The sequence below is a fragment of the Streptomyces sp. NPDC007905 genome, assembly GCF_042959345.1.
Lineage (GTDB): Bacteria > Actinomycetota > Actinomycetes > Streptomycetales > Streptomycetaceae > Streptomyces.
The window spans coordinates 151,971-177,950 of record NZ_JBIBKS010000011.1; the positions used below are offsets into that span (position 1 = coordinate 151,971).

Annotated in this window: 20 protein-coding genes; 8 read left to right on the forward strand and 12 right to left on the reverse strand. The window is 70.9% G+C overall.

Annotated elements, in window-relative coordinates; genetic code table 11:
* The first annotated feature begins 312 nt into the window (after positions 1-312).
* The 4 genes from ACFZDC_RS21120 (at position 313) to ACFZDC_RS21135 (ending at position 5,226) form a co-directional block, all read left to right on the forward strand.
* Positions 313-3,579 (forward strand): nitrate- and nitrite sensing domain-containing protein, encoded by a 3,267-nt coding sequence (locus tag ACFZDC_RS21120; RefSeq protein ID WP_391325893.1) that lies wholly within the window; start codon positions 313-315, stop codon positions 3,577-3,579.
* Positions 3,580-3,589: 10 nt separating this feature from the next.
* Positions 3,590-4,003, forward strand: coding sequence for a roadblock/LC7 domain-containing protein (locus tag ACFZDC_RS21125; protein WP_004983065.1), 414 nt, complete (start codon positions 3,590-3,592; stop codon positions 4,001-4,003).
* 94 nt (positions 4,004-4,097) lie between these two features.
* Entirely contained in the window at positions 4,098-4,664 is a 567-nt protein-coding gene (locus ACFZDC_RS21130; RefSeq protein WP_391325894.1) for a DUF742 domain-containing protein, read from the forward strand.
* On the forward strand, positions 4,645-5,226 hold the full coding sequence (locus tag ACFZDC_RS21135) for an ATP/GTP-binding protein (RefSeq protein ID WP_043432136.1): 582 nt from the start codon (positions 4,645-4,647) through the stop codon (positions 5,224-5,226). The genes ACFZDC_RS21130 and ACFZDC_RS21135 overlap by 20 nt, the downstream gene beginning before the upstream one ends.
* A 159-nt stretch (positions 5,227-5,385) precedes the next feature.
* Here ACFZDC_RS21135 and ACFZDC_RS21140 read toward each other — a convergent pair whose 3' ends face one another.
* The 4 genes from ACFZDC_RS21140 to ACFZDC_RS21155 form a co-directional block, all read right to left on the reverse strand.
* Entirely contained in the window at positions 5,386-5,571 is a 186-nt protein-coding gene (locus ACFZDC_RS21140; protein WP_391325896.1) for an acyl-CoA carboxylase epsilon subunit, read from the reverse strand.
* A 57-nt stretch (positions 5,572-5,628) separates the two neighbouring features.
* The gene (locus ACFZDC_RS21145; RefSeq protein ID WP_391325898.1) at positions 5,629-7,224 is read right to left on the reverse strand and encodes a carboxyl transferase domain-containing protein; all 1,596 of its coding nucleotides are present in this window, start codon (positions 7,222-7,224) and stop codon (positions 5,629-5,631) included.
* A gap of 154 nt (positions 7,225-7,378) precedes the next feature.
* Positions 7,379-9,706 carry a polysaccharide lyase family 8 super-sandwich domain-containing protein gene (locus ACFZDC_RS21150; protein WP_391326093.1) on the reverse strand — a complete coding sequence of 776 codons (2,328 nt, stop codon included), beginning with the start codon at positions 9,704-9,706 and terminating at the stop codon, positions 7,379-7,381.
* Positions 9,707-9,729: 23 nt separating this feature from the next.
* Entirely contained in the window at positions 9,730-10,227 is a 498-nt protein-coding gene (locus ACFZDC_RS21155) for a hypothetical protein (RefSeq protein ID WP_391326095.1), read from the reverse strand.
* Between the two features lie 278 nt (positions 10,228-10,505).
* Between ACFZDC_RS21155 and ACFZDC_RS21160 the strand changes: the two genes are divergently transcribed.
* Positions 10,506-11,111: a YceI family protein gene (locus ACFZDC_RS21160; protein ID WP_391325900.1), complete on the forward strand. Its 606-nt coding sequence runs from the start codon at positions 10,506-10,508 to the stop codon at positions 11,109-11,111.
* Between the two features lie 213 nt (positions 11,112-11,324).
* The gene (locus tag ACFZDC_RS21165) at positions 11,325-11,495 is read left to right on the forward strand and encodes a hypothetical protein (protein WP_391325902.1); all 171 of its coding nucleotides are present in this window, start codon (positions 11,325-11,327) and stop codon (positions 11,493-11,495) included.
* 20 nt (positions 11,496-11,515) lie between these two features.
* Here ACFZDC_RS21165 and ACFZDC_RS21170 read toward each other — a convergent pair whose 3' ends face one another.
* The 3 genes from ACFZDC_RS21170 to ACFZDC_RS21180 form a co-directional block, all read right to left on the reverse strand.
* The gene (locus ACFZDC_RS21170) at positions 11,516-11,746 is read right to left on the reverse strand and encodes a hypothetical protein (RefSeq protein ID WP_391325904.1); all 231 of its coding nucleotides are present in this window, start codon (positions 11,744-11,746) and stop codon (positions 11,516-11,518) included.
* A gap of 151 nt (positions 11,747-11,897) precedes the next feature.
* A complete protein-coding gene (locus tag ACFZDC_RS21175; protein WP_391325906.1) occupies positions 11,898-13,268 on the reverse strand; it encodes a hypothetical protein in 1,371 nt (456 codons plus the stop codon).
* A 60-nt stretch (positions 13,269-13,328) separates the two neighbouring features.
* Positions 13,329-16,343: a glycoside hydrolase family 3 N-terminal domain-containing protein gene (locus ACFZDC_RS21180; RefSeq protein WP_391325908.1), complete on the reverse strand. Its 3,015-nt coding sequence runs from the start codon at positions 16,341-16,343 to the stop codon at positions 13,329-13,331.
* Between the two features lie 158 nt (positions 16,344-16,501).
* On the opposite strand from ACFZDC_RS21180, the gene ACFZDC_RS21185 reads away from it, so the two are divergent.
* Both ACFZDC_RS21185 and ACFZDC_RS21190 read left to right on the forward strand, forming a co-directional pair.
* Positions 16,502-18,370, forward strand: coding sequence for a ricin-type beta-trefoil lectin domain protein (locus ACFZDC_RS21185; RefSeq protein WP_391325910.1), 1,869 nt, complete (start codon positions 16,502-16,504; stop codon positions 18,368-18,370).
* A 524-nt stretch (positions 18,371-18,894) separates the two neighbouring features.
* Positions 18,895-19,512, forward strand: a complete 618-nt coding sequence (locus ACFZDC_RS21190; protein WP_391325912.1) for a GPP34 family phosphoprotein — start codon at positions 18,895-18,897, stop codon at positions 19,510-19,512.
* Positions 19,513-19,518: 6 nt separating this feature from the next.
* Here ACFZDC_RS21190 and cimA read toward each other — a convergent pair whose 3' ends face one another.
* The 5 genes from cimA to ureA all read right to left on the reverse strand — a co-directional run bounded on the left by cimA (position 19,519) and on the right by ureA (position 25,677).
* Positions 19,519-21,129 carry a citramalate synthase gene (gene cimA / locus ACFZDC_RS21195; protein WP_391325914.1) on the reverse strand — a complete coding sequence of 537 codons (1,611 nt, stop codon included), beginning with the start codon at positions 21,127-21,129 and terminating at the stop codon, positions 19,519-19,521.
* A gap of 425 nt (positions 21,130-21,554) precedes the next feature.
* Positions 21,555-22,166 (reverse strand): TetR family transcriptional regulator C-terminal domain-containing protein, encoded by a 612-nt coding sequence (locus tag ACFZDC_RS21200; RefSeq protein WP_391326097.1) that lies wholly within the window; start codon positions 22,164-22,166, stop codon positions 21,555-21,557.
* An 18-nt stretch (positions 22,167-22,184) separates the two neighbouring features.
* Positions 22,185-23,225 carry an agmatine deiminase family protein gene (locus tag ACFZDC_RS21205; protein WP_391325916.1) on the reverse strand — a complete coding sequence of 347 codons (1,041 nt, stop codon included), beginning with the start codon at positions 23,223-23,225 and terminating at the stop codon, positions 22,185-22,187.
* Between the two features lie 11 nt (positions 23,226-23,236).
* Positions 23,237-24,961: an urease subunit alpha gene (locus ACFZDC_RS21210; protein WP_391325918.1), complete on the reverse strand. Its 1,725-nt coding sequence runs from the start codon at positions 24,959-24,961 to the stop codon at positions 23,237-23,239.
* The gene (ureA, locus tag ACFZDC_RS21215; RefSeq protein ID WP_391325919.1) at positions 24,961-25,677 is read right to left on the reverse strand and encodes an urease subunit gamma; all 717 of its coding nucleotides are present in this window, start codon (positions 25,675-25,677) and stop codon (positions 24,961-24,963) included. The genes ACFZDC_RS21210 and ureA overlap by 1 nt, the downstream gene beginning before the upstream one ends.
* Positions 25,678-25,980: the final 303 nt, after the last annotated feature.

Sequence of the window (25,980 nt, forward strand, 5' to 3'; positions counted from 1 at the left end):
GGTCGGCTCCGGTGTTCATAACAGTTCGGCAGAGGAATCGCCCGGCGTCACCACGCGACGCGGTCGAGTGGTGCCGCTGTGCTCACAAACGCCCCGCCTTTTGGCGGGGCTCGTTCTTTATGACCGTTTTATCTGGGGCTTACAGAGTGCCGTCCGAGGGTTTCCAGTGTTTGGAAGTGCGCTGGTCCACGTGCTGGAATGCCTGAACTGCCCATTAGTCAAAGACGTACCTACCGAGTGGTCGATGACGAACCGGGCTCTGAGAGACTGCGGCACGACGTAGGTGCCGACCGCCGAGAGGTTGTTGGTCGAGTGAGGCGAAGCAAGAACGGTCCCGAGCCGTCGGCGCGGGGCAACTTCTCCCCGCCGCCGCGCGCTGCGGCGCACACCCCTGTGTCCGGTGCGGAGCCGGCGCCCACTCCCGCGAAGGGTGGCGGCCGTTTCTCCCCGCGCAACTGGCGGGTGCCGACCCGGCTGAACGCGATTCTGCTCATACCCGTGGCGGTCGGTCTCGTCATGGGCGGTTTCCAGGTGAAGAGTTCCATCGACACCTGGCAGGAGGCACGGGACGCGGAGAACACCGCCGTCCTGGTGCGCGCCGCCCTCACCTACGCCGACGCCCTGGAGAACGAGCGCGACGTCACGGCGGCGCCGATCCTGCTGGGCACCGGCAAGGACACCATCGCCGCCGCCCGCAAGGCCACGGACCAGGCCGCCGACGGCTTCGACCAGGCCGCGCAGAACATGCCGGACAAGTCCGGTCTGAAGCGCCGCCTGCAGCTGTTCCGCAAGGTGGAGCCCCAGCTGCAGACGCTGCGCCAGGTCGCCTACACGAGCAACACCCACGGCGTGCAGACCGAGGAGGGTTATGTCGGGGTCAGCCACCCCCTGATGGAGTTCGCCAACGAACTCGGTCTGGGCACCGGCAACATCACCTCCTACGGCCGTACCGTCTACGCCATCTCCCTCACCAAGGGGGCGCTGTCGCTGGAGCGGTCGATCGGCACGCATCTGCTGGTCAAGCCCGGCCCGGACGACCCGAACCTGGCGACCCAGCGGGTCTCCCTGTCCTCGTACGCCTACCTGGAGCGCATCGCCCTGGAGGAGTACCTGGGCGGTGGCACCGACGAGGACGCGCAGAAGCTGACCGACGCGAAGCAGAAGATCACGACGGACGGCGCCGCGCTGGTCGCGCAGCAGAAGCAGAGTGACCCGAAGTACATCGCCCCGCCGTCCAAGCCGGAGACCATGGTCTCGGCGCTGGCCAGGCTGCAGGACACCAGCCCGCTCACGCGTCAGGCGCTGGCGGCCAAGGGCATCACCGCCAAGAACTGGTTCGCGGTCAACACGCTCAAGTACAAGGCCTACCGCCAGATCGAGTCGGACCTCGCCGACAAGGCGGTGAACGAGGCCTCCGGCATCGCCGACGACGCCAAGACCTCCGCGATCATCACCGGTGCCGTCGTCGTGGTCGCCCTCCTCCTCGCGTTCATCCTGGCCGGTGCCGTGGCCCGCCAGATGAGCCGCTCGATGCGCCAGCTGCGCAACGCCGCCTTCGGCATCGCCGAGCAGCGTCTGCCGATGCTGGTCGACCAGCTCTCCCGCACCGACCCGGGCCGCGTCGACACCCGCGTCGCACCGATCCCGATCAACTCCACGGACGAGATCGGCGAGGTCGCGCGCGCCTTCGACCAGGTCCACCGCGAGGCCGTCCGGCTCGCCGCCGAACAGGCCCTGCTGCGGGGCAACATCAACGCGATCTTCACCAACCTCTCGCGCCGCAACCAGTCGCTGATCGAGGGCCAGCTGACCCTGATCACCGACCTGGAGAACAACGAGGCGGACCCGGACCAGCTGGAGAACCTCTTCCGCCTGGACCACCTCGCGACCCGTATGCGCCGCAACGGCGAGAACCTCCTGGTCCTCGCCGGCGAGGAGCCCGGCCGCCGCTGGGACCAGCCGGTCCCGCTGGTCGACGTCCTGCGCGCCGCCTCCTCCGAGGTGGAGCAGTACGAGCGTGTCGAGCTGTCCGGTGTTCCGGAGGCCGAGATCCACGGCCGCGCCGTCACCGACCTCGTGCACCTGCTGGCCGAGCTGCTGGAGAACGCCACCACGTTCTCCTCCCCGCAGACCAAGGTCCGGGTCACCGCGACCCGTCTGCCCGACGGCCGCATCATGATCGAGATTCACGACAAGGGCATCGGCCTGACGGCCGAGGACTTCGCGGACATCAACCACAAGCTGGCCAACCCGCCGACCGTGGACGCCGCGATCTCCCAGCGCATGGGCCTGTTCGTGGTCGGCCGGCTGTCCGACCGGCACGGCATCCGTGTCCAGCTGCGCCCCTCGGGCGAGCAGGCCGGCACGACCTCCCTGGTCATGCTGCCGGACGCGATCACGCACGGCGGTGGCGCCGAGACGCCGCTGGACCGCGAGGACTTCACGGTCTCCCAGATCATCCCGGACCAGCAGTTCCAGGGTGAGAGCTTCAGCCAGGTGGCGCCGATGCGCACGGCCGCCGAGCTGGGCTTCGACGACAGCCGCTACTCCGACGTCCCCGACGACATCCGCGAACTGGACCCCGTGGGCCGCTCCCTGATGCGCGAGGAGCGCCGGGCGGCCCTGGAGGCCCAGAACCACGGCCAGCCGCACCAGGAGAGCGCGGAGCGGTCCGCGTACCGGGACGAGTTCGACGCACCCCAGGGCTACGAAGGCGGCGGCACGGGCTACACCGAGCAGCAGGCGTACGAGGAGCAGCAGCAGGCGTACCAGGAGCAGCAGCAGGCGTACCAGGAGCAGACGTACGAGGAGCAGCAGCACACCTCGTACGACGAGCAGTACTTCGCGCCGAACGGCGGGCTGCCGCAGAACGACGGCTTCTCCTCGACCGGTGGCGGCTACCCGGACACCGCCTATGCGGAGCCCGCCCGGGAGGAGCACGGGCCCACTCAGGCCTCCGCGTCCGACGGATTCGGCTCCTACGAGAGCCAGTCCTACCAGGACGACTGGCCGCAGCAGAACGGCTACCAGAACGGCTACCCGGCCCAGTACGCTCCGGAAGCGGAATCCTCGCAGGCCGCTGACGCAAGTGAGCGGAACGGCGTAGGCTTCGACCGTCCGGGAACGGCCTCTCCCGCCGCCCACGAGCTGACCGACGCCGGGCTGCCCCGCCGCGGCTCCGCCGCGAGCGGCACCAACGGCTCGAGTGCCTCGAACGGCACGGCGCGCGTGCAGCAGGAAGTGCCGGCTCCCGCACCGGGCAACGCCCCGGGAGCGGGCGGCGACAGCGACTGGCGTTCGGCCAACGACGAGCGCTGGCAGCAGGCCGCGCAGCTCCGGAAGCCCAAGGCGGGCGGGGTCACCGCCTCCGGCCTGCCGCGGCGGGTACCCAAGGCCAACCTGGTCGAGGGCACCGCCGAGAGCACCCCTCAGGGAGGCCCACAGGTCTCCCGCGCCCCGGAGGACGTCCGGGGCAGGCTGAGCAACCTGCGTCGGGGCGTCCAGCGCGGACGCAGCGCAGGCAGTGAAACGAACGGCCAGGGCTTCGGTCCTGACAGCACCTACAACCAGGAGCGTTAGTGTGAGCCCGATGAGCCAGGCGGCACAGAACCTGAACTGGTTGATCACCAACTTCGTGGACAACACCCCGGGGGTGTCCCACACGGTGGTGGTCTCCGCCGACGGACTCCTTCTGGCGATGTCCGAAGGCTTCCCCCGCGACCGCGCCGATCAGCTCGCGGCCGTCGCCTCCGGTCTGACGTCTCTGACGGCAGGCGCCTCGCGCATCTTCGAGGGCGGCAGTGTGAACCAGACGGTTGTGGAGATGGAGCGGGGATTCCTCTTCATCATGTCCATTTCCGACGGTTCCTCGCTCGCGGTTCTGGCACACCCGGAGGCGGACATCGGCCTCATCGGGTACGAGATGGCCCTTCTGGTGGACCGCGCGGGCACGGTCCTCACCCCGGATCTGCGTGCGGAACTCCAGGGAAGCCTTCTCAACTAACAGACCAACGGTGCGTATACGCGTCCCGGGGCCGTAAGGTTTCGGGACGCGGCTCCACACGGATGGGTGCCCGGCACAGTCGGAGGAGGAGAAAGTGGTAACACCCCCAGGCGGTTCGTCTTCGGGCAACTGGTCGTACGGCCCTGCCCAGGGCCAGGGCGACGGTTCGGCGAACCGGTACAACTTCCCCTCCGCCCCGAGCCACCGGCAGCCGTACCCGCAGGGTCCCGGCCCGTCGCCGTACGACCAGCCGCCGGCCCCGCGCATCCAGCCGGTGCAACCGCAGCGCCGCCCCGAGCCGGCGCCCGCGACCGCAGCGAACAACCCCTTGGTGCGTCCGTACGCCATGACCGGCGGCCGGACCCGCCCGCGCTACCAGCTCGCCATCGAGGCACTGGTGCACACCACCGCCGCTCCGCACCAGATGCAGGGCCAACTGCCCGAGCATCAGCGGATCTGCAACCTGTGCCGGGAGATCAAGTCGGTGGCCGAGGTCTCGGCCCTGCTCACGATCCCCCTCGGCGTGGCCAGGATTCTCGTCGCCGACTTGGCGGAGGCGGGCCTGGTCGCCATCCATCAGCCCGGCGGCGACGAGAACGCCGGTGGCCAGCCAGACGTGACACTGCTCGAAAGGGTGCTCAGTGGACTTCGCAAGCTCTAGCGGCGGTCCTTCCCGCTCCACCACCTCCGCGAAGATCGTGGTGGCGGGCGGCTTCGGCGTGGGCAAGACCACGTTCGTCGGCGCCGTCTCGGAGATCAACCCGCTGCGCACAGAGGCCGTCATGACGTCCGCGTCGGCCGGCATCGACGACCTCACCCACACCGGAGACAAGACCACGACGACCGTGGCGATGGACTTCGGCCGCATCACCCTGGACCAGGACCTGATCCTGTACCTCTTCGGTACACCGGGCCAGGACCGCTTCTGGTTCATGTGGGACGACCTGGTCCGCGGCGCCATCGGCGCGGTGGTCCTGGTGGACACCCGCCGCCTGGCCGACTGTTTCCCCGCGGTCGACTACTTCGAGAACAGCGGCCTGCCGTTCGTCATCGCCCTCAACGGCTTCGACGGACAGCAGCCCTACAACCCGGACGAGGTCCGCGAGGCCCTGCAGATCGGCCCGGACACCCCGATCATCACGACGGACGCCCGTCACCGCGCGGACGCGAAGTCAGCGCTCATCACGCTCGTGGAGCACGCCCTGATGGCGCGCCTGCGCTAGTCGACCGCCGCACGCGGGGGCCCTTTTCCATCCGGAGAGGGCCCCTTTTGTCGTACCCCCTGCCCCGCCGGACGTCGCAACGGAAGGGGTGTGCGACGGCCACACACCACAGCCCCGCCCTCCCGAAGGAGCAGCGGGGCTGTGGTCACGCGCAAGGGCTCAGTGCCAGCTGTGCGGGGCCCGGAAGCCGGGCTCGCGTTCCAGGCGGCGCCAGCCTGCCTTCGGCCGGCCGCGGTGAGCCGGGGCGGCCGGCTGGGCGGCCGCGCGGGCCAGCAGGACGGCCGTGATGGCGGCGACTTCCTCGGGCTCGGCGTGGCCCTTCTCGACGCGGATGTCAGTGTTCATGGATGTCAGTCTCCGTGAGAGAGAGGTCCGCGGGATTGCCGCGGCGGGTCCGCTCGGTTACTGCGGGGGGTTGCCGTGCTTGCGGGAGGGCAGGTCGGCGTGCTTGGACTGCAGCATCGCCAGGGACTTGACCAGGACCTCGCGGGTCTCGGCGGGGTCGATGACGTCGTCCACCAGACCGCGCTCGGCCGCGTAGTACGGGTGCATCAGCTCGGCCTTGTACTCCTTGACCATCTTCTGCCGCATCGCCTCGGGGTCCTCGGCCTCGGCGATCTGACGGCGGAAGATGACGTTGGCCGCGCCTTCCGCGCCCATCACGGCGATCTCGTTGGTGGGCCAGGCGTAGGTGAGGTCGGCGCCGATCGACTGGGAGTCCATGACGATGTAGGCACCTCCGTACGCCTTGCGCAGGATCAGCGAAATCCTCGGCACGGTCGCGTTGCAGTAGGCGTACAGCAGCTTCGCGCCGTGACGGATGATTCCGCCGTGCTCCTGATCGACGCCGGGGAGGAACCCCGGCACGTCCAGGAAGGTGATGATCGGGACATTGAAAGCGTCACACATCTGGACAAAGCGCGCAGCTTTTTCACTCGCCTCGATGTCCAGGACGCCGGCCAGCACCTGGGGCTGGTTGGCGATGATGCCGACCACCTGGCCGTCGAGGCGGGCCAGCGCGCAGATGATGTTGCGCGCCCAGCGCTCGTGGACCTCCAGGTACTCGCCGTCGTCGACGATCTCCTCGATGACCTTGGCCATGTCGTACGGCCGGTTGCCGTCCGCCGGGACCAGGTCGAGCAGGACGTCGCTGCGACGGTCCACCGGGTCGCTGGAGTCCACCCGGGGCGGGTTCTCGCGGTTGTTCTGGGGGAGGAGCGAGAGGAGGTAGCGCACCTCGGCGATGCAGGTCTCCTCGTCGTCGTACGCGAAGTGACACACGCCGGAGGTCTCCGCGTGGACGTCGGCGCCGCCCAGGCCGTTCTGGGTGATCTCCTCGCCCGTCACCGCCTTGACCACGTCCGGCCCCGTGATGAACATCTGCGACGTCTCGCGGACCATGAAGACGAAGTCCGTGAGGGCGGGGCTGTAGGCCGCGCCGCCCGCGCACGGGCCCAGCATCACGGAGATCTGCGGGATGACACCCGAGGCCTTCGTGTTCCGCTGGAAGATGCCGCCGTACCCGGCGAGGGCGCTGACGCCCTCCTGGATACGGGCGCCCGCGCCGTCGTTCAGGGAGACCAGGGGCGCACCGGCCGCGATGGCCATGTCCATGATCTTGTGGATCTTGGTGGCGTGGGCCTCGCCCAGCGCGCCGCCGAAGATCCGGAAGTCGTGGGCGTAGACGAAGACCGTGCGGCCCTCCACCGTGCCCCAGCCGGTGATGACGCCGTCGGTGTACGGCTTCTTCGCCTCCAGGCCGAAACCGGTCGCCCGGTGCCGGCGCAACTGCTCGACCTCCTGGAAGGATCCCGGGTCCAGGAGCAGCTCGATGCGCTCCCGCGCCGTCAGCTTGCCCTTGGCGTGCTGCGCCTCGGTCGCCTTCTCGCTGGGGCCCGCCACGGCCTGCGCACGGATCTCGTGCAGCTCGGCGACCCGCCCGCGCGCGTCCGTCGGCTCGCCGGTCGGCTCACCCGTCGTCTCTTCCAAAACGGTCATGTAGCGACCTTACGAAGGACACCAAGGAAAGCGAGCCGTCGACTCCGTACAGTCTCCGGGCCGTTTTCCTGGTACCACCGAACAGAACCAAAGCGGCATGCAGCCGTTCCGACTGGTCAGGGGGCATCGGCGTTGTGGAGAAGCCACAAAGGCGTCACCAGAGAGCCACCTCACATTCATGGGTGGCACATGCCCTCCCTGGGGTGACACGGAGCCTCAGACGGCGGTCCCCCGAAAGGACCTCCACGCTGTCGTCGGCGCGGAGAACCGAACGCACGGGACGGTCCCAGACGATCTCCAGTGGCACACCTGTGCGGGGAGGCTCGCTCACGCAGAGGGTAGCCGTCCGACCCCGGCACCGGACGAGCACGCCGGCGCCCGCCGAGGCGGTCAGGTCACCCACCGTACCCGCTTCCCAGAGGTTGACGGCGGTCAGGCCGAGGGCGGGTACGGCGACGGCCTGGCGGCGGGCGTCGTTGCCGAGGACACGCAGCCAGTGACGGTCGGCGGCCCGGGCCGCGACCTCGCCGCGGGAAGCGCCGGGCAGCAGGACGTAGACGTAGTCGGCGTCGGCCGGGTCGGTGCCGTGGTCTAGCCAGAGGGTCTGCCAGCGGCGGGTGCGCCGTTCGGCCGAACTGGTGGTGTTGATGTCGGACCAGGCGCCGGTGCGGTCCTCGCGCAGGGTGCGCAGCTCACCGCCGCAGGGCAGGATCCAGCCGCCCTGGCCCTCCAGATGGGCCCAGCCGGGGCCGCGCACGAGGGGCTCGCCGCCCTTCTCGCCGAGGTTGCGGTTGTCCACGACCGTCTCGACCGGGACGCCGTCGGCGCAGGTGATCCCGGCGCCGAGGCAGACGATCGCGTCGGCGAGGAAGAACCAGGACTTGCGGGCCTGGAGCGTCGACTCGATCCCCTTCAGGTGCTGGCCCACGGCCGCGTACTCGCCGTCGGTCGTACCGCCGACCCAGTGGACGTCCGGCTTGGGGGCGCCCCATTCGCCGCCGGCCCGGTCGGCCAGCCGCTTGGTCGAGACCGTGGTGCCGGGGAGGCGGTACCAGTCCACGGTCGGCCAGTACCAGTCGGTGTACTGGTCGGACCGGGCGCCGGGGCCGGCCGGCCACCAGCTGAGCATCCCGGAGCCGGTGTGCCAGCCGCGCGGGTTCTCGCCGTTGCCGCACTCGTAGTGCGCGATGCGGTCGCTGGCCATGGAGAGGGCGGCGGTGAAGCGGGGGCGGCGGTGGACGGCCCGGTCCATGGCCGGGAAGAGGCGGTGGCCGACCGGTTCGGGACTCGCGGGTACGGCCGAGTCGGCAACCGCGTGCAGCCGCGCGAGGTCGGCGACTTCGAACTGACCGGCCGTCAGGACCGGTGTCACGGTGTCCCGTTCGATCCAGCCCTTGATCCGGCCGTACCACCGCTTCCGCTCCTCCTCGCTCGCACCGCCCGCCAGCAGGGCGACGGCCGCGATCAGGGCCTGGCCGTGGTAATGGTCGCTGCGCAGGATGTGCAGGTCGTCCCCGCGCAGGTAACCCCGGCTGATGGCCCGGCCGTTGACGCAGTCCATCACCAACCCGTCGTGGATCAGCGGTGCGTAGGCGTGCTCGACACCGTCCAGGACGTTCTGCCGGGCCGGGTCGGTGATCTCCCACGCCGACCCGGCGAGCAGGGCGAACAGCCGCCCGAGGCCGTCGAGCAGGACCTGGCCGTAGGTCCCGGAGTAGGCGACCCAGGTGTGCTGGACGAAGGAGCCGTCGGCGTAGAGGCCGTCTCCCCGGGTGACGTACGGGAAGACCGGTGAGAGGGCGTCCCGGGCGAGCGCGACGCGGTCGCCGGCCCGGCCGAGGACGCCGCGCAGGGCGATGGAACGGCACAGGTCGACGCGGTTGGCGCCGGTGGAGGTGCCGGAGTAGTCGGTGAGCATCGCGTCGGGGATGAAGTGGTCGACCGCCGCGCAGGCGGCCGTGACACGGGCCGCGCCGAGGTGGTCGTGCAGGGCGGCCGTGAGGTCCATGAGGAGCCGCGGGCTGCCGATCTGCCACTCCCACCAGTTGCCGTAGCGGGTGGTGACCGGGTTGTAGACGGTTGCGGAGAGGTGGTCGAGGCCGCGGATCACGTCGGCGAGGAGGGCGTCGTCGCCGGTGGAGCCGGTGCCGGGCTGGACGTAGGCCTGGGTCATGGTCCACAGGCGGCCGTAGCTGAAGGTGATGCCGGAGGGCGGGTCGAAGGGGTGCCCGGGCCACAGGGAGTCGGGAGCGGGGGCCATGGTGGCCCGGAAGTCCCGCGCCAGTGACCCGACTTGGGCGAGCCGGGCGGCGTACGGCGCGGCGGCCGGGTCGTATCCGGTGCCGAGGGCGAGGTCGAGCCAGCGGCGGCGGAGGGTGTCGTAGGGGTCGGCGGCGGGAGCCGCGTGGGCCCGGGGGGTCAGGGTGGCGCAGAGGGCGGCGGCCAGCAGGAGCACGCGCCGCGTCGGTCCGGTCGCGCCCATGTCGCCGGTCACCGCCCCCTCGCTCAGCAGCCGCCGCAGTTGTAGTACAGGACGTCCCAGTGGCTGCCCTCGTCGGCATAGATGTTGCCGGAGCCGGACTGGTACTGCGGGGCGCCGTCGCCGCGCAGGCCGATGTAGCTGAAGTAGTTCTTGATGTACGAGGTGACGCAGGTGTTCTTGCCGTAGTCGAGCTTGTAGCCGTTCCAGTGGGAGTAGGTGCCGGAGGCGTGGCCGGTCTCGGTGCCGCCGGTGATGTCGAGGGCGCAGCCGCTGGCCCGCTTGAGGGTCTGGGCACCCTGCGCGGTGGCGAGGTTGAGCTGCTCGAAGGACGTACAGGTGGGGTTGTTCCGGTCGGAGCAGTTGCCCGAGGACGACCAGGTGATGCCGACGTCGCGGAACATCTGGGTGGCGGTCGCGTGACTGATCTTGGTGACGGCGAAGGCGTCGGTGGCGGTGCCGAGGACGGCGACGCCGGGAGCGGCGACGAGAGCGAGCGCGGTCAGGACGGAGCGGACCTTCATGACCGGTGTGGCCTTCATGGGGACCCTTCCTGCTGATGGCCGTGCTTCCTGTGGTTCGGCTGTGCAGGTGGCGCACGCCTGATGGTGCCCGAGCTCTACGCGCGTTCGCCAGAGGGCTGACACGGTGACTCAGGGTAGCCAGGTAAACACGTTCCGGATGATGTTGAAAACCGTACGGAATAGGTCTACGGTCTGAGTCGTTAGGTTCGTTGAACGTTAAACAGAAGGCCCCGCGGCTTCGGCACTGCCGGCCGCGCCCGTCCCCAAGGAGCACCGTCATGGGTATCTTCAGCCGCAAGGAAAGCACCGACACCGCCACGGCGCCGACCGCCGTCAACCCCGACCTGGCCGCGCTGACCGGCGACTACACCATCGACCCCGCGCACACCACGATCGGTTTCGTGGCCCGCCACGCGATGGTCACCAACGTCAAGGGCAGCTTCCAGGACTTCACCGGCACCCTGCACCTGGACGGCGAGGACCCCGCCAAGTCCACCGCCACCCTCGACGTCAGCATGGAGAGCATCGAGACCGGCAACGCCGACCGTGACGGTCACCTGAAGTCCTCGGACTTCTTCAAGACCGACGAGTTCCCGACGATGACGTTCCGCTCCACCAAGGCGGAGGCGCTGGGCGGCGACGAGTACCGCGTCACCGGTGACCTCTCCATCCTCGGCGTGACCAAGCCGATCACCATCGACCTGGAGTTCAACGGCGCCGCGAAGGACCCGTTCGGCAACGAGCGCGTCGGTTTCGAGGGCAGGACGGAGATCCTGCGCTCCGAGTGGGGCCTGACCTGGAACGCGGCGCTGGAGACCGGCGGCGTTCTCGTCTCCGACAAGATCAAGCTGAACTTCGACATCTCGGCGATCAAGAACGCGTGAGCCTCCGGCGGTCCGGCCGGTTGCGGGACTCCCGCACCCCGAGCGCGCCCGCCCTCCGCACAAGGGAGGGCGGGCGCTCGCGCGTGTCGTGGGTGGGTGTGTTGTGTGTGGGTGACCGACTGGGTACACCTCACCTCCTACGAGAACCTCCCGGGACGCCCCCACCCCGCCGTCGTCCTCCTCGCCTGACTGCGGGAACGCGGCATCGACTGGATGCCGTTCACCCAGGAGGAGCTGCGGATCGACCTCATGTGCCGTATCGGTGACGACGGGCACTGGCACGGCACGCTCGGTCTGAACGTGGAAGCCCGCGCGCTGAGGCGGCTCGGGCTGCATCCCGATCAGCCGACCTCCGTCGTCAACGGCCCTTCCGTGCCCGCCTGATGGCACGCCGCCGGTGAGCGTTACGCCCGCCGGTACGGCCGCTGAACCGGCAGCGGGTACCCGGAGGCTCCCACGGACAGCACCGTCCCGACGGCGATCGCGGCCAGGCGGGGCGGCAGCAGGCTTGCCGCGTCCTGGTGGACGTAGCCGAGGAGCAGGGAGAGCACGGTGGTCATGCCTGCCGCCCAGTGGGCGTGGGTGAGCGGGCGGAGCCACCGGGCCACGGCCAGGACGGCGAACGACACCGCCACCGCCGCATGACCGCAGCGCGCTCGGGGAGCCGGAACGCGGGGTGCCGGCGCCGACGCGGACCTGATGGAACGGCTGGGCACGAGGGACCGGGACCTGTGACGCTTGCGCGGCTCCCGGGCGCCGGTGCCGGGTGCCGTCGCTGCGAAGACTTCAGAAGTCCCCGCCGAAGTCCCCTCCCCCGCCTCCGCCCCCGTCGAAGCCCCCTCCGTCGCCGAAGCCTCCCCCGAAGTCCCCGGGGTCGAAGTCCGCGCCGGACATGTCGCCGCCCTGGTAGCCGCCGCTGCCGAAGTCCCCGCCGCCGAAGTCGCCGTATCCGGTGCCGTAGCCGGCCGCGTACGACGGCGTGGCCATCATGCTGCCCAGCAGGGTGCCGACGAGCAGGCCGGGCAGGATGCCGCCGCCGAAGTAGCCGCCCGCCCAGGGGCCGTAGGCCGGGCCCGCGTCCCAGTAGGGGCGGCGGCCGTAGTCGGTGTCGACCTCGCGGATCACCGGATCGCGGCCGTCGGCCAGGCGGGTGGCGTCGGCCGCGCAGACCGGGACCTCGCGCGGGGCGCCACCGGGCGGGGTCCACGTGGCGTCGGTGACGGAGGGGCCGTGGCGGGGGTCGAAGAAGCAGGGCGGGCGGCGCTCCGGGAGAGCGCGGCCCTCACGGCGGGCGGCCAGCTGGGCGAGGGAGAATCGGCCGTCCTCCAGGGCCTCGGTGACCGCGCGGACGTCCTCCGGTCTGCGGGCCTCGGCCATGGACTGCTTGGCTTTCTCGTAGGCGTCCAGGGCCCGTTCGTAGTCCGCGCGCATGGCGTCGTCGGCCCCCGCCTCGGCCGGGTGGAAGTCCAGCCTGTCGAGTTCCTCGCCGAAGGCGGTGATGTCCTCGTCGACGACCACCCGCAGGCGGTCCAGGGCGGCCCGCTGTTCCTCGTCGCGCCGGCGGCGGTTGCGGCGCACCAGGGCGTAGGCACCCGCGCCGCCGGCCACCAGGACCGCGGCCGTGGTGATCAGTGCCGTACCGGAGACTGCGCCTCCGGAGGCGGAGGACCCCCAGGAGGCGGGGGCGTGGCCGCCCATGTTGGCCAGGGCGCGGTTCGTGAAGTCGGTGAGCTGGGTCGTGGCGTTCTCGCCCCGCACGCTGGTGACGAGGTTGCGCACCGCGCCGCGCGAGAGCACCGAGGAGTCGGCGCGGGCGTCGAAGCGGTCACCGAGGCGGATGGCGTACACACCGGTGATGCCGGTTGCCGTGCGCAGGTCGGAGAAGAGGTTCTGCGTGGGGTAGCCGGCGGGCAGGACCGCGATGAACAGGGGCTTGTTCGCGTCCTTGATCCGTTTGGCGAGCGTGTGGGCGTCGGCGGCGGACACCTGGGCGGAAGCGGCCGGGTCGACGTAGACCGGGCCCTTGCGGAGGGCCTCGGCGATCGTGGAGATGCCGGTGACCGCCGTCGCGCCGGGCGCCAGTGCGGTCACCATCACCAGCATCAGTGCGGCCAGCAGCAGTGCTGGGAGGCTTCGGATCCGCAGGACGGCCTTCATCCTTCGAACCTACCCGAAGCCTCCCGGAATCGGTGATGTCTGCGGAGCAGAGGGGTGGGCCTACGCGGCCCGGTACGCCTCCGCCAGCTTCTGCACCGCCTTGCCGTAGTGTCCGGTCAGCAGGAGGTGGTCCGCGTCGGCGAAGGGCTCGGCCACCCCCTGCGTGATCCGCTGTCCCGCCTTCCGCTGGACGATCAGCCGCGCCTCGGCGACCAGCTCGCGTCCGGTCCGGACGGCGCCCGCCTTCTCGGCCGCCGTCGCCGCCAGGGCGAGCGCGCGCAGGGCCGCCGCGCCGCCCCGCGGCACCCGGGTGAGGGTGGTCAGGCCCCAGCCGTAGGGGAACTGGGGGTCGTACGACGGGTCGCCCACGTTGATCGGCAGCTGGGACTCGGACCTGGGCCAGGTGACCGGGAGCTGTCCGGTGAAGGGGCGGCTGCCGTAGAGGACGTCGGCGACGCCCTCGCCCTCGGTGCCCGGCAGCCAGGAGGCCACGAGCGCGTCGATCCGGTCGAGCCGGTCGCCGATCAGCTGCGGACGCCCGGAGACGATCAGCACCGCGCACTTCATGGCCGCGCACACTTTGTCCACGGCCGCCTTGTCGGCGGCGGACAGCGCGAGGTCGTGGCCGTTGCCGACGTCGCCGACGCCCTCGGCGTACGGGGTCTCGCCGACGACGACCACGCCGACGTCGTAGCCGGTGGTGGGGGCGGAGGCGTCCTTGGAGTAGGTGACGTTGCCGCCCGCCTCGCGCATGCCCTGGAGGACGGTCGTACCCGGGGTGATGTTCCCGGAGGAGCCCTGCCAGGTCACGGTCCAGCCGCCGGTCTGGTTGCCGATGTCGTCGGCGTTGGACCCGGCGACGTACACCTTCTGGCCCTTCTTCAGGGGCAGCAGCCCGCCGGTGTTCTTCAGCAGCACCTGCGACTCGGCGGCGGCCCGGCGGGCCACGGCCCGGTGGGCCGGGGAGCCGATCGCGGCGGCGCCGGTGGTGTCGGCGTAGGGGTGCTCGAACAGGCCCAGTCCGAACTTCTGGGTGAGGATCCGGGAGACCGCGTCGTCGATCCGCTTCTCACTGATCCGTCCGGCCCTCACCTCGTCGATGAGCGTCGAGCTGAAGTCCTTGTACGAGTACGGCACCATCATCATGTCGACACCCGCGTCGACCGCTGTGCGGACGTGCGACGCGTAGTCGCCGGGGAGCTGGTCGATGGCGTTCCAGTCGCTGATGACGAAGCCGTCGAAGCCGAGGCGATCCTTGAGGACGCCGTTGATCATGTCGGCCCGCGCGTGCATCTTCACCGGGCCCTGCCCGTCGCCGAGCACGTCCAGGGAGGAGTACGAGGGCATGACCGTGCCGATGCCCCGGTCGACGGCCGTCCGGTACGGCGCCAGGTGAATGGCCTCCAGTTGCTGCCGGGTGACCTTGGTGACGCCCTGGTCGATCTTGTACGTCCCCGTGGTCGAGGAGCCGTACCCGGTGCCGCCGTCGCCGACGAAGTGCTTGGCGGTGGCGAGGACCTTGTCGTCGCGGGCGAGGTCCTTGCCGTTCGCCCGGCCCTGGAGCCCCTGGATGACGGTCTCCATCGACTCGACCAGCGCCGGGTCCTCGCCGAAGGACTCGTAGGAGCGGCCCCAGCGCTCGTCACGGCTCACGCACAGGCAGGGCGCGAAGTCCCAGGGGATCCCGGTGGCCCGCACCTCGGCGGCCGTCACCGCGCCCGCCCGCTCGGCAAGTCGGGGGTCGCGGGTGGCGCCGATGCCGATGTTGTGCGGCATGATCGTCGCGCCGGCCAGGTTGTTGTGGCCGTGCACCGCGTCGACGCCGTAGATCAGCGGGATCTGGAAGCGGGTCGCCCGGGCGCGCAGCTGGAAGCCGTCGATCATCTTCGCCCAGGCTTCAGGGGTGTTGGGCGTGGGAGTCGAGCCGCCGCCGGACAGGAGCGAGCCGAGCGCGTAGGCGGCGATGTCCCCCTGGTTCGTCAGGGCGCCGCGCTCGGCCTGGGTCATCTGGCCGGCCTTCTCCCGCAGCGACATCCGGCTCAGGAGATCCGCGACCCGCTTGCGCACCGGCAACCTGGCGTCCAGGTAGGGCAGTCCGTGCGCGTCGATGACGACCTGCGGGGTCTCGGCGGGGGCCTTGGCGCCGTTCACGGTGAGCGTGAGCGGGATCGTCTCGGCGGACTCGGCCGCCTTGTCCTTGAGGGTGGACACCTCAATGGTCCGCGTGGCGCCGGAGGCCGTACCGGCCGGGAAGGTGAGGGTGCCGGAGACCGGGGTGTAGTCCCTGCCGGGGTCGGCGGTGCCGTTGGCGCCGGTCGCGTAGGTGACGGTCACCGGATCGTCCAGGGGCTGCGAGCCAGTGGTGGCGACGGTGACCCCGACCTTGGCGGTGCCGCCCTCCGTGACGGGGTGAACGGCCGCGTCGGTCGTGACCGAGGCGCGCAGCGACTGGTCGGCCCTGCCGTACAACTCGACGCCGTCCAGGGCGAACCGGCCCCTGGCGCCGGCCGGGAGGGTGACGGCGTAGCCCCACATCCCGGTGAGGCCGAGGACGTGGTCGATGCCGCCGACGGGCTGGTAGTCCGTACGGTAGGTGAAGTCGGTGAAGGGGAGCTCGATCCGCTTCCAGCCGGTGAAGTCGTCGGTGAACGAGGTCGTCCACAGTTCCGAGGCCTCGCCGTTCGCGCCGCCGTCCTTGATCTCGAAGGCCACCTTCCTGCCGTTGTCCTGGCCGTCCCACCACAAACGGATGCCCCGGTGGGCGGACCAGTCGTGGGCGGGCTCACCGGCGGCGAAGTCGTGGGTGAAGCCACCGTAGCCACTGATGTCGTAGCTGCCGGTGAGGACCTTGGCGCCCTCGGGGGCGTCGGAGCGGGCGGTGAGTTGCAGGGCCGGCGGGTCGTCGGCGTCGCTCCCCCAGGTGAAGATGCCCTCGGCGGGCTGGGCGGCGAAGGGAACCTCGCCCTCGAAGCGGTCGACGGGGGCTGGGGCCGGGTCGTCGGCGGCTCGGGCGGTCGCCCACGGGAGCAGACCGGCGAGGAGTGCGGCGGAGACGAGCAGGGCGGTTCTTCGCATGGACCTTCCCTCGACTCTCATGGTTCACTCATGACTTAGCTCACGACATGAGTTAACTGGGGGCTCACAGAACCGTCAAGACGGCACGTCAGGACGGTCGCGGGTACTGCTTCCCCCCACATCAGGCACGTTGGCTCTCCCCAGAAGGGCGACGCACCATGAGAAGTCCCCTGCGCACGGCCCGGCTGCTTCTCGCCGGCCTGCTGACCACCGCCGGGCTCACGACCCTCGGCATGCCCTCCGCGCACGCGGCCGGTGAACAGGTCACCGCCTGGCTCACCACCACCGACGACTCCGCCGGACGGCACGTCGTGCGCGGACTCCAGGCGCAGACGCCGTTCGCCTTCCAGTCCGGGACCGGCGGCAGCGGAGAGAACATCACCGTGGACGAGAACACCCGCTACCAGACCTTCACCGGCGGCGGCGCGTCCTTCACGGACGCCGCGGCCTGGCTGATGAACAGCAGCGGGGCGCTCACGCAGGCCACGCGGGACGCGACCATGCGCAAGCTGTTCTCTCCGACGGACGGCATCGGGCTGTCGTTCCTGCGCGACCCGATGGGCGCCTCGGACCTGGCGCGGTACGGGTACACCTACGACGACGTGCCGGCGGGCCAGACCGATCCGTCGCTGTCGAAGTTCTCGATCGGGCACGACCTCGCGGACGTCGTCCCGCTGACGCAGCAGGCGCTGCGGCTGAACCCGTCCCTGACGGTGATGGCCTCGCCGTGGACGGCCCCGGCATGGATGAAGGACAGCGGCTCGCTCAACGGCGGCTGGCTGAAGGCGGAGGACTACGGCGCGTACGCCTCGTACTTCGTGAAGTACCTGCAGGCCTACAAGGACCAGGGCGTGAACGTCTCCTTCGTCACCGCGCAGAACGAGCCGACCTGTTGCTCGGGCTATCCGTCGATGAGCTGGAACGCGAGCGGGCTGGCGTACTTCACCAAGAGCGAGCTGCTGCCGAAGCTGCAGGCGGCGGGTCTTGCGACGAAGGTGCTGGCGCACGACTGGAACTGGGACGTCTACGACTCCTACGCCGCCCAGACGGTGGACGACCCGGCGGTCCGCAACCACCCCAACTTCGGCGGGATCGCCTGGCACGGTTACGGCGGTGACGTCGGCAAGCAGACGTCCGTGCACAACCAGTACCCGACGCTGGACGCCTTCGGCACCGAGCACTCCGGTGGCACCTGGATCACCGACCAGCAGCGCGAGGACATGTCCAACATCATCGACTACACGCGCAACTGGGCGAAGTCGGTCACCAAGTGGTCGCTGGCGGTGGACCAGAACATGGGGCCGCACAACGGCGGCTGCGGCACCTGCACGGGGCTGGTCACCGTGCACAACGGGGACGGCTCGAGCGGAACGGTCGACTACACCGTCGAGTACTACGACATGGGCCATCTGACGAAGTTCGTCCGCCCGGGCGCCCAGCGGATCGCCTCGACGGCGTCGACCGCCGTGCCCAACGTGGCGTGGCGGAACCCGGACGGCAGCAAGGCGCTGATCGCGTACAACGACTCGTCCTCCGCGAAGTCGGTGACGATCGACTGGGGCTCGCAGCACGCCACTTACTCGCTCCCCGGCAGGACCTCGGCGACCTTCACCTGGTCGGGCACCCAGTCGGGCGGCGGCGGCCGGTCCGGATCCTTCGTGGGACCGGCGGGCAAGTGCCTTGACGTGGCCGGTGGTTCCCGCGCGAACGGGACGGCGGTGCAGCTGTACGACTGCAACGGGAGTGCGGCGCAGCAGTGGACGGTGCAGGGCGACGGGACGATTCAGGCGCTGGACAAGTGCCTTGACGTGGCCTCGGGTTCGACGGCGGACGGGGCCAAGGTGCAGTTGTACGACTGCAACGGGACCGGTGCGCAGCAGTGGTCGTACAACGCGTCCAGCGGTGATGTGGTGAACACGGCGGCGAACAAGTGCCTGGACGTGACGGACAACTCGTCGGCGAACGGGGCCAGGGCGCAGATCTGGTCCTGCACCGGTGCTGCCCACCAGAAGTGGAAGCTGCAGTAGCTCCGAGGCCGCGCCGGTCCCACCCCACCGGACCAGGGGGCTCCGCCCCCTGCACCCGCGACCTGCGCCCACCCACCACCCGACTCGGTGGGCTGGGAGGTGGACGGCGGAGACTCTCGGCGGGATGGGGGCTGGTGCGGACATCGGTGGAGCGGGAATCGGCCGTGAGACGGGTGGGCGGGAGGGCCAGGCGGGCGCCCCCCGGGGCGGGGCCTGGAGCAGTCCCCCCGGGCCACGGTCGGCGTTTGGCTGCCTGCCGAGACGGGTGTCCGGGTGGGCATGGCGGGCGCAGCCCGGGTCGGGGCCCGGAGCAGTCCCCCCGGGCCACGGTCGGCGTTTGGCTGCCTGCCGAGACGGGTGTCCGGGAGGGCGGACGGGCGCAGCCCGGGTCGGGGGCTGGGGCGGAGCTCCGAGGCATGCCGCCCCCTTGGCCCGCCGAGACGGGTGGGCGGATGGGCGAGGAACCGTCGAGCCCCAGGCATGGCAGAGCTGCGGATCCGTGCCCCGCACCACATGGTGGTGGTATGACCACACCGCAGGATCTGCTGATCGTCGTCCTGGACGTGCCGTCCAGTCGGCCCGTGGGCCAGGGGGACCTGTCGCTCGCCCTGGCGGGAGCCGAGCTGCTCGACCTCCTCGAAGCCCAGGCCTTCACGCTGGAGGGTGATCGCCTCGTGCCCTCGGCCGAGCGCGTCACCGGTGACCGGCTGCTGGACGAGGCGGGCGCCCAGCTCATCCGGCAGGAGCCGTACGAGACCGTCGAGGACTGGCTGTGGCGCCGGGGGCGCGGGCTGGCCTCGGCCTATGTCGGCGCGCTGGAGGAGGCGGAGGGCGGTGGCAAGGCCCGCCACTGGCTGCCCCGCCGCACCATCGACCGGACCCCACCCGCCGACTCACCCGCCCGGCGCCACGCGAGCGAACGCTGGAACGCGCACGAACCCGTCCTCGTGAGCCTCGCGGCGGCGCTGGGCATCCAGGACACGCCACCGGCCGAACGAACGGACCCCGCCACCAGCGCCGACGCCGACGCGGTGGAGACCGTCCTCGCCGCGGTCGGCGACGCGCTGACGGAACTGGAGGCCGTGCGGCAGCGGCGGCGCATCGAGGAGGACGCCTTCGACAACGTCTGGCGCGCCCCCTGAGGGGGATTACTCCGCCGGCTCGACCCCGGCCCGCAGCAGTCCGTAGGTGTACGCGTCCTCCAGGGCCTGCCAGGAGGCGGCGATGACGTTCTCGGCCACGCCGACCGTGGACCACTCGCCCGTCCCGTCGGAGGTGGAGATCAGCACCCGGGTGGTGGAGGAGGTGCCGTGCACGCCCTCCAGGATGCGGACCTTGTAGTCCACCAGGTCCAGCTTGGCGAGCTGCGGGTAGATCTTCTCCAGGGCCACGCGCAGCGCGCGGTCCAGGGCGTGGACCGGGCCGTTGCCCTCCGCGGTGGCGACGATCCGCTCGCTCTTGGCCCACAGCTTGACCGTGGCCTCGTTGGCGTGGGTGCCGTCGGGGCGGTCCTCGACGATGGCCCGCCAGGATTCGACGTCGAAGTACTTCAGCGGCCTGCCCTCGACCTCGGCGCGGAGCAGGAGCTCGAAGGAGGCGTCGGCGGCCTCGTAGGTGTAGCCCTTGAGCTCGCGTTCCTTCACCCGCTCGACCACGCGGCCGACCAGCTCCCGGTCGCCGCCCAGGTCGATGCCCAGTTCCTTGCCCTTCAGCTCGACCGAGGCGCGGCCCGCCATGTCGGAGACCAGCATGCGCATGGTGTTGCCGACCAGCTCGGGGTCGATGTGCTGGTACAGGTCCGGGTCGACCTTGATCGCGGACGCGTGCAGACCCGCCTTGTGCGCGAAGGCCGACACGCCCACGTACGGCTGATGGGTGGACGGCGTGAGGTTGACGACCTCGGCGATCGCGTGTGAGATGCGCGTCATCTCGCGCAGGCGGCCGTCCGGCAGCACCTTCTTGCCGTACTTCAGTTCCAGAGCCGCCACGACGGGAAAGAGGTTGGCGTTGCCCACACGTTCGCCGTAGCCGTTCGCCGTGCACTGCACATGGGTCGCGCCCGCGTCCACCGCCGCCAGCGTGTTGGCGACCGCGCAGCCGGTGTCGTCCTGGGCGTGGATGCCGAGGCGGGCGCCGGTGTCGGCGAGGACCGTGGAGACGACCGCGTGCACCTGGGCGGGAAGCATGCCGCCGTTGGTGTCGCAGAGGATGACGACGTCCGCGCCGGCCTGGGAGGCCGTACGGACGACCGACTTCGCGTACTCCGGGTTGGCGCGGTAGCCGTCGAAGAAGTGCTCGCAGTCCACGAACACCCGGCGGCCCTGCTCACGCAGGTAGGACACGGTGTCCCGGACCATCTCCAGGTTCTCGTCCAGCGTGGTGCGCAGCGCCAGCTCCACGTGCCGGTCGTGCGACTTGGCGACCAGTGTGATCACCGGGGCGCCCGAGTCCAGCAGCGCCCTGACCTGCGGGTCGTCCGCGGCCTTGGCCCCGGCGCGGCGGGTGGCGCCGAAGGCGACCAGCTGGGCGTGCTTGAAGTCGATCTCCTGCCGGGCGCGGGCGAAGAACTCGGTGTCCCGCGGGTTCGCGCCGGGCCAGCCGCCCTCGATGAAGCCGACGCCGAAGTCGTCCAGGTGCCGTGCGATGGCGAGCTTGTCCGCGACGGTGAGGTTGATGCCCTCGCGCTGCGCGCCGTCGCGCAGCGTCGTGTCGAAGACGTGGAACGAGTCGTCGAGCTCGCTGGTTGCCGTCTCGGTCATGGTCTCAAGGCTCCTGATTGTGGATCTTCGGTCTTACCGGAATGACCGGCTCCACCGTCCCCCCAATACTCCCCCGCGCTCCGTTCCCGGCTGCAGGTGGGCCGGAAAACGAAAAAACCCCTCGCGGGTGCGAGAGGTCTGCGCGCGGGTCGAGGACGACGGTGGCCACCCGCACGTGGTCGTACGAGGTGGTCACTGCGGACCGGCGCGCCTGCTGCCAATAATCATGGCGAACGAGAGCACGGAGGCAGTCTGGCACAGCACCGCCCCCGGCTCACCGACCGTCTCAGGATGCGGTCGTCCTTTGCCCACGCAGGCGACGGGACCGCGACCCCCTGGGGGCGCGGAGAACTGCGCGACCAGCCACGACGGGCCCGCAGCCACGACGGGGCCGCAGCCGCGCGCGGCCGCAGGCACAACGGCGTTCAGGCGTCCTCGGCAAGAAGCGCGTCGCCGATGAACTCCCGTACATGTGCCAGCACTTGATCGCGGTCGGTGCCGCGCAGCCCGATGGCGACGTGGATGGAGAAGCCGTCGAGCAGCGCACGCAGCTTCGCGGCGAAGCGGTCGGCGTCGACCGGGCGGAACTCGCCGCGCGAGACGCCCTCGGCGATCAGGGCGACCAGGTCGCGGTGCCAGGCGCCCTCGATGGCGGCCTGCCGCTCGCGAGCCTCGTCGTCGGCGTTCTGCGAGCGGTTCCAGACCTCCAGCCACAGTGTCCAGTGCGGGTCGCGGTGGCCGTCGGGCACGTACAGGTCGACGTACGCGTCCAGCCGCTCGCCGGCGGATCCCGGGCGGGTGAGCAGGCGGCCGCGCTCGGCGCCCAGCCTGCCCTCGCTCCACTCCAGGGTCTGCAGCAGCAGCTCGTCCTTGGAGCGGAAGTAGTACAGCAGATGGCCGCTGCTCATGCCGACCTCGCGGCCGAGCCCCGCCATGGTGAGCTTCTCCAGTCCGCGCTCGGCGATCATGTCCATGGCGGCGACGAGGACCTCCTCGCGCGGCGGCGCGTTCCTGCGCGGACGGGCCGCACCGGCCATCTGCTGCTCCTGCACGTGTCAGACCTTCGGCTGCTGCTGGGTGATGCAGTGGACGCCACCACCACCGGAGAAGATCGTACGGGCGTCCACCAGGGCGACCGTGCGCTCCGGGAAGAGGCGGCGGAAGATCGCGGCGGCGATCTCGTCGCGCGGGTCGTCGAAGCCGCACAGCACGACCCCGCCGTTGCAGAGGTAGTGGTTGATGTAGGAGTAGTCGGCCCAGTGGCCGTCGGCCTCCAGGGCGGTCGGGGCGGGCACCTCGACCACCTCCAGGCCGCGGCCGCGGGCGTCGGTCGCCGACCTCAGGAGGCCGATGACCTCCTTGGTGACCTCGTGGTCCGGGTGCGCCGGGTCCGGCTGGTGGTGGGCGACGACGACCCCGGGGCGGGCGAAGGCGGCGACGATGTCGACGTGGCCGAGGGTGCCGAAGCCGTGCGGAGGGTAGTCGCCGGTCAGACCGCGCGGCAGCCAGATCGCCTTGCTGGTGCCGAGGTGGGCGTGGATCTCCGCCTCGACCTGCTCACGCGTCCAGTGCGGGTTGCGCTCGGGGCCGAGCTGGACCGTCTCCGTCAGCAGGACCGTGCCCTCGCCGTCGACGTGGATCGCGCCGCCCTCGTTGACCAGCTTCGAGGCGTACGTCTTCGCGCCCGCGAGGTCGGAGACATACGCGGCGATCTTGGAGTCGTGCTCCCAGCGGGCCCACTCCTGGGCCCCCCAGCCGTTGAACGTCCAGTTCACGGCTGCCAGTTCGCCCTTGCCGTTGGTGAGGAAGGTGGGGCCGATGTCCCGCATCCAGGCGTCGTCCAGGTCGCGCTCGACGATGTCGACGCCAGGGCCGAGCATGACCTGCGCGTCCGCCGACCGGCCGGGGCCGCACACCACCGTCACCGGCTCGAAGCGCAGGACCGTACGGGCGACCGAGGCCCAGGCGATGCGGGAGGCGGTGAGGTCGTCCGGGTCGTCGAAGGTGGGGTTGGGGCCCGGCCACGCCATCCAGGTGCGCTCGTGCGGGGTCCACTCGGCGGGCATGCGGAAGCCGTCGGCGGCGGGGGTGGTCATGTGTCGGGTCCTTAAAGGAAGTAGAGGCGGTTGAGGGAGACGGAGTCGGCGGGCTCGGAGCGCAGCGGGTCGCCGTCGAGGGTGACCAGGCCGGTGCGGCGGTCGACGTCGACCGCTCCTATGCGGGCGTTCAGGCGCAGGTCGGCCGGGCCGATGCCCCGGGTGCCGCGCACGGCGACCCTGCGGCGGCGCGTGGGCATCGTGTCGTTGCCCTGGTCCACGGCGGCCTGGGCGACGAAGGCGACCGAGATGTCGGCGGGCGTGCCGCCGTGCGCGCCGAACTGGGGGCCCAGCACGAGGGGTTCGCAGGTGTCGGTGGCCGCGTTGGGGTCGCCGACCACGCCGTACGCCGGGAAGCCGGACTTGAGGACGAGCTGCGGTTTGGCGCCGAAGTACTCGGGGCGCCACAGCACGATGTCGGCGAGCTTGCCGACCTCGATCGAGCCGACCTCGTGCGCGAGACCGTGGGCGAGGGCCGGGTTGATGGTCAGCTTGGCCATGTAGCGCAGGACGCGGGCGTTGTCGTCGCCCTCGCCGTCGCCCTCCAGCGGGCCCCGTTCGGCCTTCATCTTCCCGGCCATGGCGAAGGTGCGGCGGACCGTCTCGCCCGCGCGGCCCATGCCCTGGGCGTCGGAGGAGGTGATGCCGATCGCGCCCAGGTCGTGCAGCACGTCCTCGGCGCCCATCGTGCCGGCCCTGATGCGGTCGCGGGCCATGGCGGCGTCGCCGGGCAGGTCGGGCTTCAGGTCGTGGACGGAGACGATCATGCCGTAGTGCTCGGCGACCGCGTCCCGGCCGAAGGGCAGGGTCGGGTTGGTGGAGGACCCGATGACGTTCGGGACGCCGGCCATCTTGAGCACGTTGGGCACGTGTCCGCCGCCGCAGCCCTCGATGTGGAAGGCGTGGATGGTCCGGCCCTCGAGGACGCGCAGGGTGTCCTCGACGGACAGGCACTCGTTCAGCCCGTCGCTGTGCAGGGCGACCTGGACGTCGTGCTCCTCGGCGACACGCAGGGCCGTGTCCAGGGCGCGGGTGTGGGCGCCCATGTCCTCGTGCACCTTGAAGCCGGACGCCCCGCCCTCGGCCAGCGCCTCGATCAGGGGCGCGCTGTGGGAGGACGAACCCCGGCCCAGGAAGCCGATGTTGACCGGCCAGGCGTCGAAGGCGTCGAAGGCGTGCCTGAGCGCCCACGGCGAGTTGACGCCGACGCCCCACACCGGGCCGAACTCCTGGCCGATGATCGTGGTCACGCCGGAGGCGAGGGAGGCCTCCATGATCCGCGGCGACAGCAGGTGGACATGGGTGTCGACGGCACCGGCCGTGGCGATCAGCCCCTCGCCGGACACGATGGACGTACCCGTGCCGACGACGACGTCGACCCCGTCCAGGGTGTCGGGGTTCCCGGCCCGGCCGATGGCGCAGATGCGTCCCTCGCGGATGCCGATGGACACCTTGCGGATGCCCTGCGCCGCGTCGATCACGACGACGTTGCTGATCACGACGTCACAGGTCGCGCGGACGGCGGCGGCCTTCAGGTGCAGCCCGTCGCGGGCGGTCTTGCCGAATCCGGCGAGGAACTCGTCGCCGTACTTCTGGGCGTCCGACTCGACCCGGATCACCAGACCCGAGTCACCGAGCCGGACGCGGTCACCGGCCCGGGGGCCGTGGGTGGCGGCGTAGGCGTGCGCGTCGATGTGCGTCGACCGGCTCACCTCGCGTCCCTTCGAGCGGCTCATCACTCGCCTCCTTCCGGCGTGACGTCCGGCGTGGCCTGCGGGGTGACTCCCAGGTATCCGCAGGCGGCGGCCCTGCGCAGCGCTTCCTCCCGGGCTCCCGGCGCGTCCAGCGGCCCGTCGACCAGACCGGCGAAGCCGATCGCGATCCGCTCGCCGCCGATCGGCACCAGACCGACCTCTTCGCTCTCCCCCGGCCCGAACCGCACCGAGGACCCGGCGGGTACGGCGAGCCGCATGCCGTAGGCCTTCTCCCGCACGAAGTCCAGCCGCGGGTTGGCCTCGAAGAAGTGGAAGTGGGAGGTGACGGAGACCGGCACGGACGCGGTGTTGGTGACGGTGAGCCGGACGGCCGGCTCTGGCTCGGTGTGCCCGGGGCCCGGCAGCAGCGCGCCCGGACCCTCCTCGCCCGAGCCGGCGCCGATGGGGTCGGAGACCACCGCGAGCCGGGAGCCGTCGTCGAAGACGGCCTCGACCATCACCTCGGTGACGACGTCGGCGACCCCCGGCAGCACGTCCTCGGGACCGAGGACCGACCGGGCCGCCTCGATGGCCTCCGCGAGCCGCCTGCCGTCCCGCGCGGCCTCGCAGACGGTGTCCGCGATCAGCGCGGTCGCCTCCGGCACGTTCAGCCTGAGGCCGCGCGCCCGGCGGGCCCGAGCCAGCTCGGCGGCTCCGAAGAGCAGCAGCCGGTCACGTTCCGTGGGGGTGAGTCGCACGACGCGACACCTCCTTGCCTTCCATGCGTTAGAACATCACTCTAAACCTGCTCTCCATCAAACAGAAGCTTTGACCAAGCTCGCAGTTCATACCACATTGAACGTCGCTCAAATGAAGAAGGCGGCTGTCGAAGGAGACCAGCCATGCCGAGGGAACTGCGCGGTGTCGATACGAGGGTCCGCTGCTGCCCCTGACCGGCTGGGTGGACTGCAGCTTCCCGCTGTCGGGCGCCGCCGGCGGAGCGGTGTACCTGCTGCTGACACTCACCCCGGAACGCGCGAGGGCCGCCGCGGACACGAAGT